Annotated in this window: 20 protein-coding genes; 19 read left to right on the plus strand and 1 reads right to left on the minus strand. The window is 54.0% G+C overall.

Translation table 11 applies throughout. The features are described from left to right. Positions 1-12 precede the first annotated feature (12 nt). The 11 genes from rlmN to I2G61_RS09430 all read left to right on the plus strand — a co-directional run bounded on the left by rlmN (position 13) and on the right by I2G61_RS09430 (position 9,785). Positions 13-1,056 (plus strand): 23S rRNA (adenine(2503)-C(2))-methyltransferase RlmN, encoded by a 1,044-nt coding sequence (gene rlmN / locus I2G61_RS09385; RefSeq protein ID WP_072684187.1) that lies wholly within the window; start codon positions 13-15, stop codon positions 1,054-1,056. Next, positions 1,053-1,802: a Stp1/IreP family PP2C-type Ser/Thr phosphatase gene (locus I2G61_RS09390; RefSeq protein ID WP_195548207.1), complete on the plus strand. Its 750-nt coding sequence runs from the start codon at positions 1,053-1,055 to the stop codon at positions 1,800-1,802. The genes rlmN and I2G61_RS09390 overlap by 4 nt, the downstream gene beginning before the upstream one ends. After that, complete coding sequence (gene pknB / locus I2G61_RS09395; RefSeq protein ID WP_195548208.1) at positions 1,799-3,499, plus strand: Stk1 family PASTA domain-containing Ser/Thr kinase; 1,701 nt, start codon at positions 1,799-1,801, stop codon at positions 3,497-3,499. Before I2G61_RS09390 ends, pknB begins: the two co-directional genes overlap by 4 nt. 33 nt (positions 3,500-3,532) lie before the next feature. Next, positions 3,533-4,396 carry a ribosome small subunit-dependent GTPase A gene (gene rsgA / locus I2G61_RS09400; protein ID WP_195548209.1) on the plus strand — a complete coding sequence of 288 codons (864 nt, stop codon included), beginning with the start codon at positions 3,533-3,535 and terminating at the stop codon, positions 4,394-4,396. Beyond that, positions 4,396-5,043: a ribulose-phosphate 3-epimerase gene (gene rpe / locus I2G61_RS09405; protein WP_006058947.1), complete on the plus strand. Its 648-nt coding sequence runs from the start codon at positions 4,396-4,398 to the stop codon at positions 5,041-5,043. Before rsgA ends, rpe begins: the two co-directional genes overlap by 1 nt. Continuing rightward, a complete protein-coding gene (locus I2G61_RS09410) occupies positions 5,037-5,654 on the plus strand; it encodes a thiamine diphosphokinase (RefSeq protein ID WP_195548210.1) in 618 nt (205 codons plus the stop codon). Before rpe ends, I2G61_RS09410 begins: the two co-directional genes overlap by 7 nt. Positions 5,655-5,767: 113 nt before the next feature. After that, positions 5,768-6,244: a M24 family metallopeptidase gene (locus I2G61_RS16470; protein ID WP_295769981.1), complete on the plus strand. Its 477-nt coding sequence runs from the start codon at positions 5,768-5,770 to the stop codon at positions 6,242-6,244. Between the two features lie 6 nt (positions 6,245-6,250). Then, positions 6,251-6,457 carry a hypothetical protein gene (locus tag I2G61_RS16475; protein WP_229100729.1) on the plus strand — a complete coding sequence of 69 codons (207 nt, stop codon included), beginning with the start codon at positions 6,251-6,253 and terminating at the stop codon, positions 6,455-6,457. 169 nt (positions 6,458-6,626) lie between these two features. Continuing rightward, positions 6,627-7,226, plus strand: a complete 600-nt coding sequence (locus I2G61_RS09420; RefSeq protein ID WP_195548211.1) for an AAA family ATPase — start codon at positions 6,627-6,629, stop codon at positions 7,224-7,226. Further along, positions 7,223-7,720: a GNAT family N-acetyltransferase gene (locus tag I2G61_RS09425; protein WP_195548212.1), complete on the plus strand. Its 498-nt coding sequence runs from the start codon at positions 7,223-7,225 to the stop codon at positions 7,718-7,720. The genes I2G61_RS09420 and I2G61_RS09425 overlap by 4 nt, the downstream gene beginning before the upstream one ends. A 115-nt stretch (positions 7,721-7,835) precedes the next feature. Next, positions 7,836-9,785 (plus strand): helix-turn-helix domain-containing protein, encoded by a 1,950-nt coding sequence (locus I2G61_RS09430; RefSeq protein WP_229100730.1) that lies wholly within the window; start codon positions 7,836-7,838, stop codon positions 9,783-9,785. A gap of 249 nt (positions 9,786-10,034) precedes the next feature. Here the strand turns inward: I2G61_RS09430 and rpmB are convergent, their stop codons facing one another. After that, the gene (gene rpmB, locus I2G61_RS09435; protein ID WP_006058954.1) at positions 10,035-10,229 is read right to left on the minus strand and encodes a 50S ribosomal protein L28; all 195 of its coding nucleotides are present in this window, start codon (positions 10,227-10,229) and stop codon (positions 10,035-10,037) included. Positions 10,230-10,519: 290 nt separating this feature from the next. On the opposite strand from rpmB, the gene I2G61_RS09440 reads away from it, so the two are divergent. The 8 genes from I2G61_RS09440 (at position 10,520) to I2G61_RS09475 (ending at position 16,585) form a co-directional block, all read left to right on the plus strand. Continuing rightward, positions 10,520-11,785, plus strand: coding sequence for a hypothetical protein (locus I2G61_RS09440; protein WP_072684194.1), 1,266 nt, complete (start codon positions 10,520-10,522; stop codon positions 11,783-11,785). A gap of 21 nt (positions 11,786-11,806) precedes the next feature. Further along, complete coding sequence (gene ftsZ / locus I2G61_RS09445; RefSeq protein WP_083538534.1) at positions 11,807-12,883, plus strand: cell division protein FtsZ; 1,077 nt, start codon at positions 11,807-11,809, stop codon at positions 12,881-12,883. A 111-nt stretch (positions 12,884-12,994) separates the two neighbouring features. Further along, entirely contained in the window at positions 12,995-13,453 is a 459-nt protein-coding gene (locus I2G61_RS09450) for a hypothetical protein (protein ID WP_195397061.1), read from the plus strand. A 94-nt stretch (positions 13,454-13,547) separates the two neighbouring features. Next, positions 13,548-13,832 carry a hypothetical protein gene (locus tag I2G61_RS09455; RefSeq protein WP_195397060.1) on the plus strand — a complete coding sequence of 95 codons (285 nt, stop codon included), beginning with the start codon at positions 13,548-13,550 and terminating at the stop codon, positions 13,830-13,832. 12 nt (positions 13,833-13,844) lie between these two features. After that, the gene (locus tag I2G61_RS09460) at positions 13,845-14,213 is read left to right on the plus strand and encodes a DUF2089 domain-containing protein (protein ID WP_006058960.1); all 369 of its coding nucleotides are present in this window, start codon (positions 13,845-13,847) and stop codon (positions 14,211-14,213) included. A 10-nt stretch (positions 14,214-14,223) separates the two neighbouring features. Further along, the gene (locus I2G61_RS09465; protein WP_072684198.1) at positions 14,224-14,634 is read left to right on the plus strand and encodes a hypothetical protein; all 411 of its coding nucleotides are present in this window, start codon (positions 14,224-14,226) and stop codon (positions 14,632-14,634) included. 73 nt (positions 14,635-14,707) lie between these two features. Continuing rightward, entirely contained in the window at positions 14,708-15,853 is a 1,146-nt protein-coding gene (locus tag I2G61_RS09470; RefSeq protein ID WP_195548213.1) for an SIS domain-containing protein, read from the plus strand. A gap of 189 nt (positions 15,854-16,042) precedes the next feature. Next, a complete protein-coding gene (locus tag I2G61_RS09475; RefSeq protein WP_195397058.1) occupies positions 16,043-16,585 on the plus strand; it encodes a tetratricopeptide repeat protein in 543 nt (180 codons plus the stop codon). Positions 16,586-16,604 lie beyond the last annotated feature (19 nt).

Genomic DNA, 16,604 nt, shown 5'->3' on the forward strand with positions numbered 1-16,604 from the left:
GACGGTGATAGAATGAAAACAATTTATGATTACAGTTATTCCGGACTTGAGGAACTCGTCCTCAGCCTGGGATGGAAAAAATACCGGGCCGATCAGATTTTTCAATGGCTGTACCGCAAGCATGCGACGTCCTTCGATCAGATGACCGATTTAAGCAAGGAGATGATCGCAGCGCTGAAGGAACAGTTCTGCATCAATCCGATCCAGCTTGTTGAAAAGCAGGTGTCGCGCGACGGCACGATCAAGTTTTTGTTTGAGCTGGGCGACGGGGCGTTGGTCGAGTGCGTCTTGATGACCTACAATTACGGCCGCTCCTTATGCGTAACCTCGCAGATCGGCTGCAACATGGGCTGCACGTTCTGCGCCAGCGGTCTGCTGAAAAAACAGCGGGATCTGACCAGCGGTGAAATGGTCGCACAGGTCATGACCGTGCAGCTGGAGCTGGACAAGGAAGAAGACCGGATTTCGCACGTCGTCGTCATGGGCACGGGCGAACCGTTTGACAATTATGACAACGTGCTGAATTTCTGCAACACGATCAACCATGACAAGGGGCTGGCGATCGGCGCCCGCCACATCACGATTTCGACCAGCGGGCTGATTCCGAGCATCGATCGGTTTGCGGCCGAGCATAAGCAGTACAACCTGGCGATCTCGCTGCACGCCCCGACCGATGAGCTGCGCAGCCGGATCATGCCGGTCAACAAGGCTTATCCGTTAGGGCCGCTCATGGCTTGTCTGCGGCGCTATTCGGTGGAGAACAACCGCCGCCTGACGTTTGAATACATTCTGCTTCAAGGCGTCAACGACACCAACGAGATGGCGGTGAAGCTGGCTTCCCTGATCCGCGGCATGAACGCTTACGTCAATCTGATTCCCTACAATCAAGTCGATGAAAACGGCTATAAGAGTACGGATTACAAATCCGCGATGCGCTTTTACGACGTGCTGATGAAGCAGGGCGTGAAAGCGACGCTGCGCCAGGAGCACGGCAACGACATCGACGCCGCGTGCGGGCAGCTGCGCGCCAAGCATGAAAGGATGCGCGGGCAATGAAGTGCTTCGGCGCTACCGATACCGGCTTGGTCCGCGCAAACAATCAGGACAGCTATGTCATCGCCTCCAATGAGGTAGGCGATGTTTTCGCTTTGGTCTGCGACGGCATCGGCGGGGGCAATTCCGGCGACGTGGCGTCACAGACCGCGATCCAGTATTTCAGCGAGGTGTTCAGCGCGAACAAAGGCTTTAAGGATGAGGAGGAAGCTCTGACCTGGCTGCGCTATCAGATCCGCAAGGCCAACGACACCGTGTTCACGCTTTCGACAACCCGCCGGGAATATCAGGGAATGGGCACGACTCTGGTCGGGGTGCTGCTGATCCCGCAGGGCAGCTACGTGATCAACGTCGGCGACAGCCGTGCCTATGCTTCGTTTCAGGATGGCAGCTTCCGCTGCCTGACGCAGGATCACACGCTGGTTCAGGACATGGTCAACCATGGAGAGCTGAGCGAGGAAGAAATGATGAATCATCCGAAGCGGAATATGTTGACCAACGCCCTGGGCATCTGGTCCAACATCCGCATCGATCTGACGCGGATTGACGATCTGGCGGATACGTTTTTATTATGCTCCGACGGACTACACGGCTATGTGCCCGACAGTGTGATCGCCAAGGTCATGCTCGACAGCCGCCAGACGCTGCAGGCCAAAAGCAAACAGCTGATGAATCTGGCGCTGCTGCAGGGCGGCTACGACAACATCACGATCATCCTGATCCAGAAGGAAGCGGGGGATAAGCGATGAACAAAATGATTGCCAAGCGCTACATGGTCGTCAAGCACATCGGCCAGGGCGGAATGGCGGACGTCTATGTCGCTGTCGACACGCTGCTCAACCGGGAGGTCGCGGTAAAGGTGCTGCGCGGGGAATTAAGCAACGATCCCGTTGCGCTGCTGCGGTTTCAGCGGGAAGCCAACGCCTCCACGGCGCTCTCGCATCCCAACATTGTCGACATATACGACGTCGGCGAGGAAAACGGCTACCATTACATCGTGATGGAATACGTCCGCGGCAAGGATCTGAAACAGCTGATCGCCCAGCGCGGCGCTTTGTGCAAGGAAGAAGCCGTGGCGATTATGAAGCAGTTGGTCAGCGCGGTTGCCGAAGCGCACCGCTGCAATATCATTCACCGTGATATCAAGCCGCAGAACGTACTGATCAAAGATGACGGTACGCTCAAGGTCGTCGACTTCGGCATCGCCTTGGCGCAGGATGCGCTGCAGCTGACGCAGTCGGATTCGGTCATGGGGTCGGTTCACTATCTTGCCCCGGAGGTGGCGCGCGGGGAAGCCGCAACGCGCCAGAGCGATATTTATTCCTTAGGCATCGTGTTCTACGAGCTGCTTTCCGGCGAGGTGCCGTTCCATGGCGAACAGGCCGTACAGATCGCGATGAAGCACATGCGCGAGGAAATCCCCTCGATCCGCAAGCTCAATCCGCAGCTGCCCCAGGCCGTTGAAAACGTGATCCTGCGGGCGACCGCGAAAAATAAGAATTTCCGCTATCCCAGCTGCGAGGCCATGCTTCAGGATTTAACGACCTGCCTGTCCCCGCAGCGCGCTGATGAGCCGCGCGTCGTGTTCAAAACACCGAGCGAGGGCAACAAGACGATCGCCATCGACACGGCCCGGCGCAAGGAGAACGGTTCCTCACATCCCTCGGCCAAGCCGAACAAAAAGAAAAAGAAACGGAAGAAGAAAAGCAACGCCTGGGTGGGCCTGCTGATCACCGGGTTAGTCGTTCTGTCAATCGCGGCGGTGGTCTTTATCCTCGCGCTGACCGGCAACTGGGGCGGCAAAAGCCAGCTGGTCGAAGTGCCGCCGTTGATCAACCTGACGGTCGAGCAGGCAGCTTCCACGCTCAGCGACGCCGGGCTGGAGCTGAACCGCGCGGAGATCAGCTACGCGTTAACCGACGACGTGGAGAAAGACCGAATCTATGAAAGCGATCCGGCCGCGGGTACGGCACTGACGGGCGGCAGTCAGGTGAAGATCAAGGTATCGCTGGGCCGCTATGTCGTCGTTGAAAATTACGTCGGAATGAAGATCGGCGAGGCCCGCGAAAAGCTGGAGGGTTCCAATATCCGCATTCAGACAAGCCAGGAAGCCAGCGACAGCGCGCCGGGCACGATCCTGCGACAGGAACTGCTCGATCCACAGACCAAGATCGATCCGCAGAAAACCAATACGATCCGGTTTGTGATCGCCGCGTATCCGACCTTCCAGATTGACTGGTCGATCAAAGGCATGGACGTCTTTGAGGCCCAGTCGCTGTTGGAAAGCCAGGGTGGGGAAGTCATGCTTTCCGTGCTGGATACCAGCGGCATGAGCGAGGAAGAAGCCGCGAATCTGCCGCGGGGCGTCGTGATCAACTGTTCGCCGGGTTTCGGCACGTTGTATGAACAAAATGAAGACAGCTATATTACCTTATATTATTATTAAAGCATCCATCGGAACGATTAGAAAAGGAGCGTTATGATCGGAAGAATAATCAGAATTATTTCCAACCAGTATCTGGTTGCGGACGAGGAAGGCCGCCGCGTGGCATGCGTGGCGATGGGCAAGGTCCGGCGGCAGGACAAACCGCGCGTGGGCGATTGGGTCGAATATACGGATTTCGGCGATCAGACCGGAATCGAGCGGATTCGTCCGCGGATGAACTCCCTGATCCGTCCGCCGGTTGCCAATGTCGATCAGGCGCTGATCGTCATGTCCGCAAAGGATCCGGATTTTTCCTGCACGCTCGTCGACTGGATTCTGTTTCTGATCGTCAACGCTTCGATCAAGCCGGTGCTGTGCATCACCAAGATGGATTTAGTTCAGCCGGACGACCCGGTTCACGGCTGGATTGAGGATTACCGCCAGAGCGGATATGAAGTTGTGCTGAGCGGCCGGGAAGAGCTCGATGAAAACCTGGCCGGGGTGCTGCGGGGCAAGGTGACGGTGCTGACCGGTCAGAGCGGCGTCGGCAAGTCTTCCTTATTGAATAAGCTGAACCCTGAGTTTCAGCTGCAGACTCAGGAGATTTCCAAAGCGCTGGGCCGCGGCAAGCATACGACCCGGCATGTCGAGCTGCACGAGGTGGCCGGCGGCTGGGTGGCCGATACGCCGGGCTTTTCCTCGCTGGATTTCAGCCGCATGACGCCGACCGAGCTGGCGCAGAGCGTCCCGGACTTCGCGCCGTATTTAGGCCGGTGCCGGTTTCGCGACTGCATTCATCAAAACGAACCGGGCTGCGCGATCAAGCAGGCCGTAGAAGACCGGCAGGTCTCCCGGATCCGCTATGCGGACTATTTGGATTGTCTGACCCTGGTGCAGGGCCGAAAGGAGAAATATTGATGACGATCATATCCCCCTCGATTTTATCGCTGGATTTTTCCCAGCTGAATTCCCAGATGGACGCGGTCAACGCTTCCCGCGCCCAGTGGCTGCATTATGATGTGATGGACGGCCATTTTGTGCCGAACCTGACGTTCGGCCCGGACATTCTCAAGGCGTTCCGCAAGCTGACCGACCGCCAGCTGGACGTGCATCTGATGATCAGCGATCCGCGGAAGTACGCGCCGGTCTTTGCCCAGGCGGGAGCGCAGTGGATCACGTTTCACTACGAAGCGATGAACGATGCCCAGGACTGCCGCGCGCTGGCCAAAGAGCTGCGTGCGCTAGGCGTGAAGCCGGGCATTTCGATCAAGCCGCAAACGCCGGTGTCCGTGCTGGAAGCGTTGTGGCAGGATTTCGATCTGGTGTTGGTGATGTCGGTGGAACCGGGCTTCGGCGGGCAGCAGTTTGATCCGTCGGCATTGGATAAAATTACCGTGCTGCGCCAGTGGGCGCAGGCGGCCGGCGCTGATCTGCGGATCGAGGTCGACGGCGGGATCAACGCCGAAACCGGGAAGCTGTGCCGTGAGGCCGGCGCGGATGTGCTGGTCGCCGGCAGCTATATCTTTAAAAACAACATTGTGGAAGCCGTTGATTCGTTATGTTAAAGCCGTGCACGATCGTGCTGGGGCTGGCGCAGGACTGTACGCTGGCTGAAGGGGATCTGATCGGCGCGGACCGCGGGGCGCTGATCTGCGCTCAAGCACACCGGCGAATGGTAATGGCGATCGGCGATTTTGACTCGGTCACTCCGCCGCAAAAGGAACTGATCCGGCAATATGCCGATCAGATGCAGGTGCTGCCGGCGATGAAGGATGAAACCGACGCGCTGTCGGCGCTGCGCTGGGCTGCCGGGCAAGGCTATAATCCGATGGTTCTGATCGGCGGGGTCGGCGGAAGACAGGATCATCAGCTGGCCAATCTGCTTCTGGTCATGCATCAGAAGCTGCCGGTCATTCTGCGAGAGAAAAACAATGAATTGTTCTGTCTGGATTCGGGACGGCATGTGTTTCATCCCGATGCCCGCCGCTTCATTTCCTTTTTCGCGGTGGAGCCGGCGGTGCTGACGTTGGAAGGGTTTCTATATCCGCTCGATCATTATGTGATGGAGCGCGGCGACACGATCGGCATCTCGAATGAAATCGCGGCGGACGAAGCGGTACTGACGCTGGATCAGGGCCGGCTGCTTGTCGTCCGCAGCCGCGACGAAGGCGAATAATCCAATTCTCAGCGAAGGAAAGCCGCACAAACGCATGTTTGAAATAAAATTATCTGAACAGCCTTATTTCCTCAACGGGGAGTAAGGCTTTGTCTTTAAAAGGAGAGATCAGCGTGGATTCTTTAACGATGCAGAATTTAAGCCGGGCGACGATGGAATACCTGATGCAGAATTTATCGGCGGGGATGTCGTTAGTGGAAGTAAGAAGCTTATGCGAGCGGTTTATGCTGGAAAACGGGGCCGATTCATTTTGGTACTATGATGTCGGGGCGTTTGTTTTTTCCGGGGAGGAAACGACAATTTCAATTTCCGGGAAAGACTATACAACCGCGGACCGGCGGATTCATGAAAATGATCTTCTGACCGTAGATCTGAGCCCGCAGTGTCAGCGGATCTGGGGCGATTACGCAAGAACGATTGTGATCGAAGCCGGGAAAGTGGTTGTTCATCCGGCGGATATCCGCCATCCGGAATGGAAGCGGGGACTGCGCATGGAAGATCATTTGCATCACGTTTTGACGGAGGCGGCAACGGAAGCCATGACGTTTGAGGAGTTATATTATGTCATGAATGAAGAAATCACAAAGTAAGGCTTTGTGAACCTGGATTATCTGGGAAATCTGGGCCATTCGATCGTTCAGGATAAACAAGATCGGATCTACATTGAAAAAGGGAATGGTACGAAATTGTCGGACGTTAAAATGTTTACCTTTGAACCCCATATTTGTCTGCCGGGTTCGCTTTATGGCTTTAAGCAGGAAGACATCTATTATTTTGAAAAGGGTAAGCTGAAGCGATTGTAAGGATAGTCGGATTGAGGATGCGGCATCGTTTTCCTGCCTGATGAAGATGATCCGACTTAACCGCAGGAATCAAGACCGTGAGTCCGTTGGCGGAATGCCGCCGGTGCGGTATAATGAAAAAAAGGAGTAAATAATCAAGCCTTCCTGATTGAGAGTCTTGATTTTGAACATGACGATGAAAACTTGTATTTGTATTGCCGGGATGCCGGCCAGCGGAAAAACCACGGCGGCGCTCCGGCTCAGCGAAAAGCTGGGGATCGCGATGTTGTCCAAGGATGAGATCAAAGAGAAGCTGTTCGACCGGATTGGTTTTCAAAGCCGGCAGGAAAAGGTTCAGCTCGGTCTGGCGGCGATGGAAATTCTTTATTATGCGGCAGAGCGTTGTTTAGCGGCCGGTCAGTCGGTGATTCTGGAGAATAATTTTGAGGATCTTTCCCAGCCGGGCTTGCAGGCGCTGCAGGAGCGAACCGGCTGCCGGATGATCACAATTCTGTTCGATGGGGAAACCCGGGCGGTTTATGAGCGGTTTGTCAAGCGTGATCAATCGCCGACCCGGCACCGCGGCCATGTCGTGAACGACCGGTATCCGGAAGTCGGAGCACCGACAGAAGTGAAGACGCTGAGCTTTGATGTTTTTGAACAAAGTATTGCGCAGCGCGGATACCGGCGCTTTGCGATCGGTACGCTGATCCCGGTTGACTGCACGGATCCGGCGCGCATCAACGTGGAAAGGCTGGCGGAACAAATCCGGGAGCAGATGGACGCATGATCATGATCGAAGCTAACGCCGGGTTGGCGGACCGGCTGGCAAAGCTGAAACGCCGGGTGTGGCAGGAAACCTATACGGGAATTTATCCAGCGCAAAAACTCCTGAAGTTTGACGAAGCCCGGCACGCGGAAAAATTCCGGCGGTTGATCGCGGATCCGGCAAATCAGGTCGTGCTGCTTTGCGAGGAAGGGGAGGACGCTGGTTATTTTGTGCTGGGAAAACCCCGTCCGGGATGGACCGGGCCGCCGATCAGCGTCAACGCCCTCTATTTGATATCCGATTTTCAACATCGTGGGCTGGGACGGCAGGTCTGGCAGGAAATTGAACGCCGGGTGAAGCAGGCGGGATTCACGGTCTTTGGCTGCCGCTGCAATGAGCACAACGAACGCGCGCTGGCGTTTTACTTCCGGCAGGGTGGCGTGGAAATCGCTCGGGAAAGCGGGCATGCGGATTGTTCGGAAGATCAGATCTCCCTGCTTTTTCATGTTGAATAAATCTGAAGGATGAAGGATCCTGGCAACCGTCGGTTGCCTTTTTGTTTTGTCGGTTTCTGGGCTGGAAATGCCGTTTTGATCGTGCTACACTGATTTCTGTCGGAAGGAGTGGACGATGGTGAAATTAGCGGAAAATATTCAGCGGAGGCGCAAAGCGGCCGGCTGGACACAGGAACAGCTGGCTCAAAAATGCGCGGTTTCCCGGCAGGCGGTGTCAAAGTGGGAGGCCGGACAATCAGTTCCCAGTCTGGACAAGCTGCGTCAGTTAGCGAATTGCTTTGGAATTTCAGTCGACGAGCTCGTTCAGGATGACCCTGCCGCTGCGCAGACGGAGACGCCTCAAACCGAATCGCCTTCACTGGTCGAGCTGGATCAGGCGCGGCAAACCCGGCAGCGACGCCACGGCTGGACTGCGGCGGCCATCGTATGCCTGATCGTGGCGGTCGGAATTCTTGCGCTTCAAATTGTGACGTACACGATCGTCCGTGCCCGAGGCTGGGAATACATTGCGGACTGGATTTCACCGCTGTTAAATTTAATGTTGGTTCTGGCATTGACTTTATCCGGCAGCGTTGTGATCCGCACGCCCAGCTGGCGAAAAAGCGGCTTGGGCATCGCGCTGGTGCTGATGGCGGGGTTTGGCTGGCAGCTGCAGCAGGCGATCCAGCAGCGGCCGACAACGATCAGCTTTTCCGCTGACGGCCGTCATCAGGTCGTGATCAAGCAGGATAAAACAACCGGGAAGACTGTGCTCTGCCGCAGCCGCTATGGTCTTTACCGGCGTGAAAAAGACACGTTTCCCTATACGGTGGAAGGGCCGGTGAAGCTGCAGTGGCTGGCCGAGGATGTCTGTGCAATCACCTATCAAACGCTGGACCGGAGCGTTCATCAGATGATCGCGACGTTTGGCGACCGCGGCGATCCGATCAGCTATCATAACATGGCTTCGGCGATCCAGGGCGAATGGTCGTTGATGGAAACCAACGCGGCCGGCTGGAAAATCGTAGTCGACCGCACGGGAATTCATCTGGAAAATGGAACGCTTCAGGAAGATTATGCTTATGACGACGCGGTGCCGTTCGGGACGCTGGCGCTGGCGTTGTGCCGGGACGGACTGCCGCAGTGGACGCTGGTGTTAAGCGAGGAGGGAACGTTGAACGAACAGGATCTGTTCATCGACGGTTCGCTGATTCTCTGTCCGGTCGCAATGAACCCGACCGCGCCGCTGAACTTTGTCCGCACCTCGCCCCTGCCTGATGTCGGTTTATTTCAGACCCCGGACCTTCCGGAGGAAGACGAAACGCCGTTGGTTGAAGTGATGCGTCAGACGATCCTTGCGGATCCGACGTTATCGCAGCCATTACCCAACGGCGCAATGAAGCTGGACACCGCCAGCACCGATCCGCTCTGGCTGAGTTTGTTGACCCTGCGTCAGCGGGATGAAGGCTATCGGGTTAACGGCGTCGATATCCGCGTGGAACTGGCTTCTGTACAAGTGCTGGCGGGGACCGATGCCGATCAGCTCGTGGAGGTCAAAACGAACGAATGGGCGGTTTCCCCAGGCAACCAGGGCGCCGGACCCAGCGGCGAAGCGTTTACGATGACCTATAAGCTCCGTTTGATGCGGGCGGAGAACGCCGTGTTGGCAGCGCTGATGCCTTCCCTGGAGGAAGGAATGAGCGGACTGGAGCCCGTGGAGCTGGAACCTGAGTTTCCAGCGGTGCCGGAATTGGTGCATTATTTTGTCAGCGGTCTTTATGATACAACCTATATGTATATTAACCGCCGTTCCCCCGCACAGGCGATGCAGATCCTGCTGGATGAAGCCTTTGCGCAAAAGGAAGCTTCGCTCAGCACCGATGGGCAGCAGGCGCTGCTGGAAAGCGACGGCGGTCAGACGCTGTGGCTGCTTTACGATGGGATCGCGGAAGACCGGCTTCACTATCGTTTCTGGCTTGTCCGCTGCGAAGGACCGGACTGGCTGCATTGCGACGGCCTATGGCAAAGCGAAGGGGAGTACACGATCCCGATCCGGGAAGCGGAAAACAATGCCCAGCCGGAGTAATCGTTCGATCCTGAAATAAAGCAAAAGTTGAGTGAAAAACGCCTGGAAGTATCTGGAAAAAAAAGACCGCAGACGATCGGAAAAAGAACAATTTTCCTGGGCTGCGGTCCTGTTAAATAATTTTTTTTCTAAATACCGAGATTAAAATAATTAGCCTGCTTGCAGCAGCGTCTTCCGGCTTTAACCTGACAGAGACCAGCCAGAGAGAAACTTGAGCCAAGAAAAAAAGGAGCGTGAACTCCTTTTTAATTAACCGTTTTTCTGCTGAGCCTTCAGTGTTTTTAAAGCACGGGCGGAAATACGGATTCGCTGTGGCTTACCATCAACCATCACTTTAACTTTTTGTAAATTAACGTTCCACTTGCGGCGGGATGCGTGCAGGGAATGAGAACGCTTATTTCCTGATAAGGCTTTTTTACCGGATACGGCACATACTCTAGACATTAACCGTAACCCCCCTTTCTGTCTTAATTTCGCTTGTAAACTATAACATGATCATCCAAAAAATGCAAGGCGTTATCCGAAAAAGGTGATAAAGAAAAAGGATTTTTTTACAACGGCGGCTTGGAAATACGAAAAACCGCCGGATTTCTGCCAAAATCGCCAGCGTTCGCAGGAAGCTGACATCATTTTTATCCGGCGTGGAAGGCAAAGCGAATTGTTGGAAAAATTCTTTTGTTGAATAGTGTTTTATGATATAGTATATATGTGTAGCTCAGGGGGTCGAAAAAGGCATGGACAAGCAGATTTTCGCGGCGCTGGAGATAGCGGATCACGAAGTTAGATTGCTGGTAGGCGAGTTCTTCAATACTCGCTTTAATATAATCAAAGTCGAACGGGTTCCTGTGGCGGGCGTTCAGTTTCATCAGCTGACGGAACCCAATGAAATTGTCAAAGCGATCCGGAGGGCGGCGGAAAACGCTTCCCGCATGATCGGTGCACGGATTGAACGGGTTTTGTTATCCATTCCCTCGCGGGATATGATGCGCAAATCGCTGAAGATTACGGTGCCGGTTTCTTCTTTTGACCGCCGGGTAACCGTTCTTGATGTTCGGGAAGCGGTTAAAAACGCCATGAAAACGAAAATTGAGAACGGACTGGCGCTGATCAGCGCAGTGTGCGTGCGGTATACGTGCAATGGGATCTCGACGCGGCGGATGCCGATCGGCGAGCTGTGCGACGAGCTGACGGTGGACGTCGATTTGTTATGCGCGAACCGTAAGATCGCGTTTGAATATGTCAGCTGTGTCGAACAGGCGGGGCTGGAAGTGCTGGATATCAGTCTGGACAGCTTTGCGATCGCGAAGGAAGCGGCGTTGTTCGAGCAGACGATGGATCAGAATTTAATTTTAATCCGGCTGGAAGAACAGACGACGACTCTGTCGCTGTTGTCCAAGGGCAAGCTGGCGAGCTGTGAGATTATCGAACAGGGAATCGATCAGTGGAGCCAGGCGCTGGTGGAACGGTACGAACTGCCGCTGGCGGAAGCCGTCCGCTTGGTCAAATACAACACGCGATTGAATCAGCGTCGTCCGGTGCAGACGCCGATCTATATCTGGTCAAAAAATACAAAAACGTACACGCTTTCCGAAAAGGAACTGTGCGAAGCGATTCGGGAACCGCTGGAATCCTGGATGGAACAGATTGAACAAATGTGCCGTCCGATCCTCAAAGCGGGCAAGACGCAGATTGTGATCGTCGGCGAAGGCGGCGAGCTGCAGGAAATCGCGGAATATGTCCAGGATCATCTGGGAGCGCCGGCGAAGGTGTATTATCCGGAAACCCTGGGTGTGCGCGACAGTGCGTTAACCGGGTGTCTGGGATTGTTCTATGCCTACAAGGATCAGCAGCCGCTGTTAAATACCGATCAGGTCGGCGTGAACGCCGCACAGTTTGAAAAAGCGGTGACGATCGGCGGGTTGAAGAAAGAAAAAACCAGCGTTGACGATTCGATTACAAAACGATTAAAAGACATGCTTTTTGAAGCCAAACAGAAATAGGAAACGAGAGGATGAATGAAGATGGATTTAGAATACAATCAGGTTGCGAAAATTAAAGTCTTCGGCATCGGCGGCGCCGGCTGCAACGCCGTGAACCGCATGGTCGAGGAAGGCGTTCAGGGCGTTGAATTCTATGTCGCCAATACCGACATGCAGGATCTCAACAAGTCTCCGGTAGAAAACAAAATTATACTGGGCCGGGAAACGACCCGCGGCTTAGGCGCCGGCGCGAACCCGGAAATGGGACGCAAGGCGGCCTTGGAAAATGAAGAAGAAATCCGTGAAGCGATGCAGGGTTCCGATATGGTCTTTATCACCGCCGGCATGGGCGGCGGCACCGGCACCGGCGCTTCTCCGCTGTTTGCGAAGATCGCCAAGGAAATGGGCGCGCTGACCGTCGGCATCGTCACCAAGCCGTTCTCCTTTGAAGGACCGCGGCGGATGGCGCAGGCCGAAGCCGGTTTAAGTCAGTTGAGCGAATTCATTGATTCTCTGATCATCGTTTCCAACAACCAGCTGCTTCAGGTCATCGGCCGGATTCCGTTTGTTGAAGCGTTTAAAGAAGCGGATAACGTTTTGCGTCAGGGCGTGCAGACGATCACCGATCTGATCGCGGTTCCTGCCATGATTAACCTCGACTTTGCGGACGTGCGCTCGGTCATGGAAGGTCAGGGCAGCGCGCTGATCGGCATCGGTATTTCCCAAGGCGATAACAAGGCTCAGGAAGCGGCGCAGAAAGCGATTCAGTCGCCGTTATTGGAAGCTCAGATCAACGGCGCCAAGAAGGCGATCGTCAACGTCACCGGCGGCGCGAACATTTCGATTTACGACGCGAACGACGCGGTCGAATACATCCGCGAAGCGGCCGGCAATGACATCGACATCATCTTCGGCGTAGCGATTAACGAGAAGATCGGCGAATCGATCATCGTGACAGTCATCGCCACCGGCTTTGATCTGCCGAAGATCAAGGTGCCTTCCCAGGCGAAACCGTCGGTCAAGGTCGCGAATAAGATCACGGAAGAAATCAAAAAGGAAACGGAAGAAGACGAGGAAGACAACAGCGGTATCCCAAGTTTCTTTCTCTCCCGCAAATAAATGAATGTGAATGAAGACGGAGCTTTGGTTCCGTCTTTTTTCTTGTTCTGGTTGAAAGCGCTTGATCGTGGTAAAATAAGAATAGAAGCAATGCGGAAGGAGGTCCCAGTCATGGATCTGGTTTACCTGGATTCTGATATTCTCGGCGACAGTTATGACGCGCAGCTTTGCCGGAAACGTTTTATTCGTTATGCGCAGGATCATCCGCCGGTATTAATCGCCGTTGCGCGGGTTGGCGAAGCGGAAAGAGAAGTCTGGAACAGCCTGAAACAGGCATGTTCTTTTGTGCGTTATTTTCTTGACGATCAACATCCGTGCGAGCAGCTTGACGGGATGGTGGTTGAGCTTCAGGAGCAGTGTCTGCAATGCGGAAGTTGGCAGATCAAACCGGAACGGGGCGCGGCTGCCTGGATTCAGGCGGAAACCGGCGTCAGCTGGCGCTACATCGTATTGGATATGTTAAGCGATCCGGCGTTTTCCTATTATCACCACATGAAGACGTTTTCCGACCTGCATTCGGCCTATGTCTACATTCGAATTCGAAACGGAATTCATAAAATTTTGAATTAATGATATTTAAATAATTAATAAATATATTAAAAATATTAAAAAGTTCTTGAAATAATTCAAATATAATTTATAATGTTCTCAGGAGGACACGAGGATGGCCAAAAAGATTAAAATCATTGTGGAGTCGCCTGAACAAAATGTCGTGATTCCGGCAATTCCGCTGAGCGCCGCCGCGGCAATCTTGAAAGTTGTGCTGTGGGGATCGCAGTATGTTCCGGCTCAGTCGCGCGATGAAAGCGTGCAGCTCCTGCTGGATAACCGCGACGCGATTCTGGAACTGGTGCAGACGTCGGTCAGGGAATTGAAAGCCTGCGAGCCATTCCGGCTGGTCGAGGTGGAATCCGGCCCGAATCGGGTGCTCATTGATATTTTAGGATAAGGAGGAAACACGATGCGAAATGAAGTGTTCGGAACGTGTCCGGTCTGCGGCAATCAGCTGCTTGCGACACGGTTAACCTGTACCCGCTGTCATACGGAGATTACCGGCGAGTTTGCCTTATCCCGTTTCAGTTATCTGAATCGAGATGAACTGCAGTTCGTCGAGACCTTTATCCGGGTTCAGGGCAACATCAAGGAAATGGAAAAGGAATTCAATATTTCCTATCCGACTGTGAAGAAAATGCTGGATACGATCATTACCAAGATGGGCTTTCCGGTCAAACAGGAAGCAGAACCTGCCGTCCGTGCCGACGATGTGCTCTCACGGCTGCAGCAGGGCGAGATCAGCGCCGAAGAAGCGATTGCGCTGTTAAAAAAGTAGGAGGAACAACATGAACTCCCGAGAAAAAATTATGGAAATGGTCAAAGATGGCACGCTGAGCGTGGAAGAAGGGCTGCGGCTGCTGGACGCGATCGAAGAAAGTGAAAAACGCACGGAGAAGACGTCCAAACCGGCTGAATCGGAGGTGCGTCCGCTGATTTACAGCGCGCCTTCCCATCCGAAAATGCTGCGGATTCAGGTTGAGTCGGCCAATAACGATCGGGTGCGCGTCAATGTGCCGGTGTCGCTAATCCGCGCAGGTCTGGATTTCACCAAACAGATGAAGCTCAGCGGAATGGACGTGGATCTGAAAGGCGTGGATCTTGACTTGATCATGAAACTGGTTGAAGACGGTCAGGTCGGCGAACTGGTCGACGTGGTTTCGGCGGAAGGCGACAAAGTTCGGATCGTCGTCGAATAGTCATTCAATTTTAAGGAAGCGAAGGCTTCCTTTTTGCGTCGTTGTCCGTATAATTAGAGAAGAGGTGTTGAATATGCTGAAAGAAGAGTGCCGTTTGTTCCAGAAGGTCTGGCTGGGCTGGACAGAATCGCAGATGGATCAGTTTGTCCGGATCGGGACACAGTTAGCGCAGGCGCTGGCGGAAGGCAGGAAGGTGTATGCCTTCGGGATCGGCGAGGATCATTGGTTTGCGGAAGAGCTGACGGCCCGGCTGCAGGGACATCCTGAAATCATCGGTCTGTTTCCCCGTGAGCTGATGACCTACGATCGCCGCTATGCCTCGTTAATCCGGTGTCCGGAATATGCCAGGGTGCTGATCGAAGCCTGGAAAATAGAGCGGAATGATTTGGTTTTGTCCTTCCACAGTCAGGATACGCCGCTGTATGCCGCGATGGAAAAGCACTGCCGGCGATTGGGGATTCAGTGGCAGATGCTGCAGGCGGACCGGCAGACGGAAGCGCCGGGATTGTTCAGCGTAGAAGAACGTTTTCTGCCTATGCTGCAGGTCTATGGCGCCCAGGCGGTCAATGCCGTCAGTTTTGCGGCGGCGGCCGGGATCGATCCCGCCAGCGCTGTGCATGAGCTGAATAAAAGCATGCTGGAAATTCTGGAACAATTTGAACAGACCCAACTGCCTTCGATAACCAAAGTCACCGAGGAGCTGGAGCGGAAGCAAGGCCGGCTGATCGTCATGGGCAGCGGTCATTCGCACATGCTTCAGGATTTGATGGCGCAGGAGAAGACGCTGGATAACGTCGTTCCGATTCTGGAACAGGAATTGATGGTATTCGATCCAGTCCAGAGCGGCTGGACGCAGAAGCAGCGCGACTATGCCCAGATGTTGATTGATAAATATAAAATTCAACCCCAGGACGTATTCCTGATGCCGTCCAACACCGGAAAAAGTGTGATGAACGTCGAGCTGGCGCGGTTGTTGTGGTCGAATAAAACGACAGTTGCGGCGATCACGAACATGAAGCAGTCGCCGGTGATCAAGTCCGATCATCCCAGCGGCCGGCGCTTGTTTGAAACGGCGGATATCGTGATCGACAACTGCTGTGTCAACAAGGATGCCTGTCTGACGATCGACGGTCAGCGGCGTTGTCCGTTGTCCTCGGTGACGGTGCTGCTTTGCGGGGTTCTGCTTCTGGAACAGCTGCGTGAACTCAGCGCAGAGTAAGAAAAACGGAATTTAATGTGAGATATAGAAGGTCAGTAAACAAAGGCTGGAAAAAGCACAAAAAGTTAAAAAGATGGGAATGCTGCGAAAATAGGTTTCCATCTTTATTTCATATGAATAATAAACAATTTGTAAATGAACATCATCTTGTTTTGCGGTATGATTAAAGCAGATAAAGAGGACTATATTATGCAAAAAGAACGCAGCGACGAATTATTGAATCAAGGTGCAAAAGCGTATCAAAGCGAAACGCCGGAAGGCTTCAGGACGGCTGTGCGGTATTATCTGGAATCCGCCAGTCTGGGCAACGGTCAGGCGATGACGAATTTGGGTTATTGTTATACCTATGGGCGGGGCGTGACGAAGAATCCGGCCGAAGGATTCCGCTATTTTGTGCAGGCGGCGAAGCTGGGAAATCCCGAAGCGATTATGAAGGTTGCCGACGCTTACCAATGTGGTCAATTTGTTAAAAAGGATGAAATCAGGGCGTTTCAGTTTTACCGCAAGCTGTTTCAGCATCTGCGGGAAACGGGAGAGCTTATGGATTATCCGGAGGTCTGCCTGCGCTTAGGTCGATGTTATTTGGAAGGGAAAGGGACCGAAGCAGATTTACGGCAGGCGCGGCGGTTTTTAGTGCTGGCGGTGCACGGCTACTCCCTGCATGAGGATCAATATTTCTACTATCCGAAACAGCGCCGTCAGGCGGAAGAACTGCTTCGGCAATGTCAATAAACGCAGGCTGACTAAGAAT

The sequence above is a fragment of the Holdemania sp. 1001095H_141210_F2 genome (genome assembly GCF_015558105.1).
Taxonomy (GTDB): Bacteria; Bacillota_I; Bacilli_A; order Erysipelotrichales; family Erysipelotrichaceae; genus Holdemania.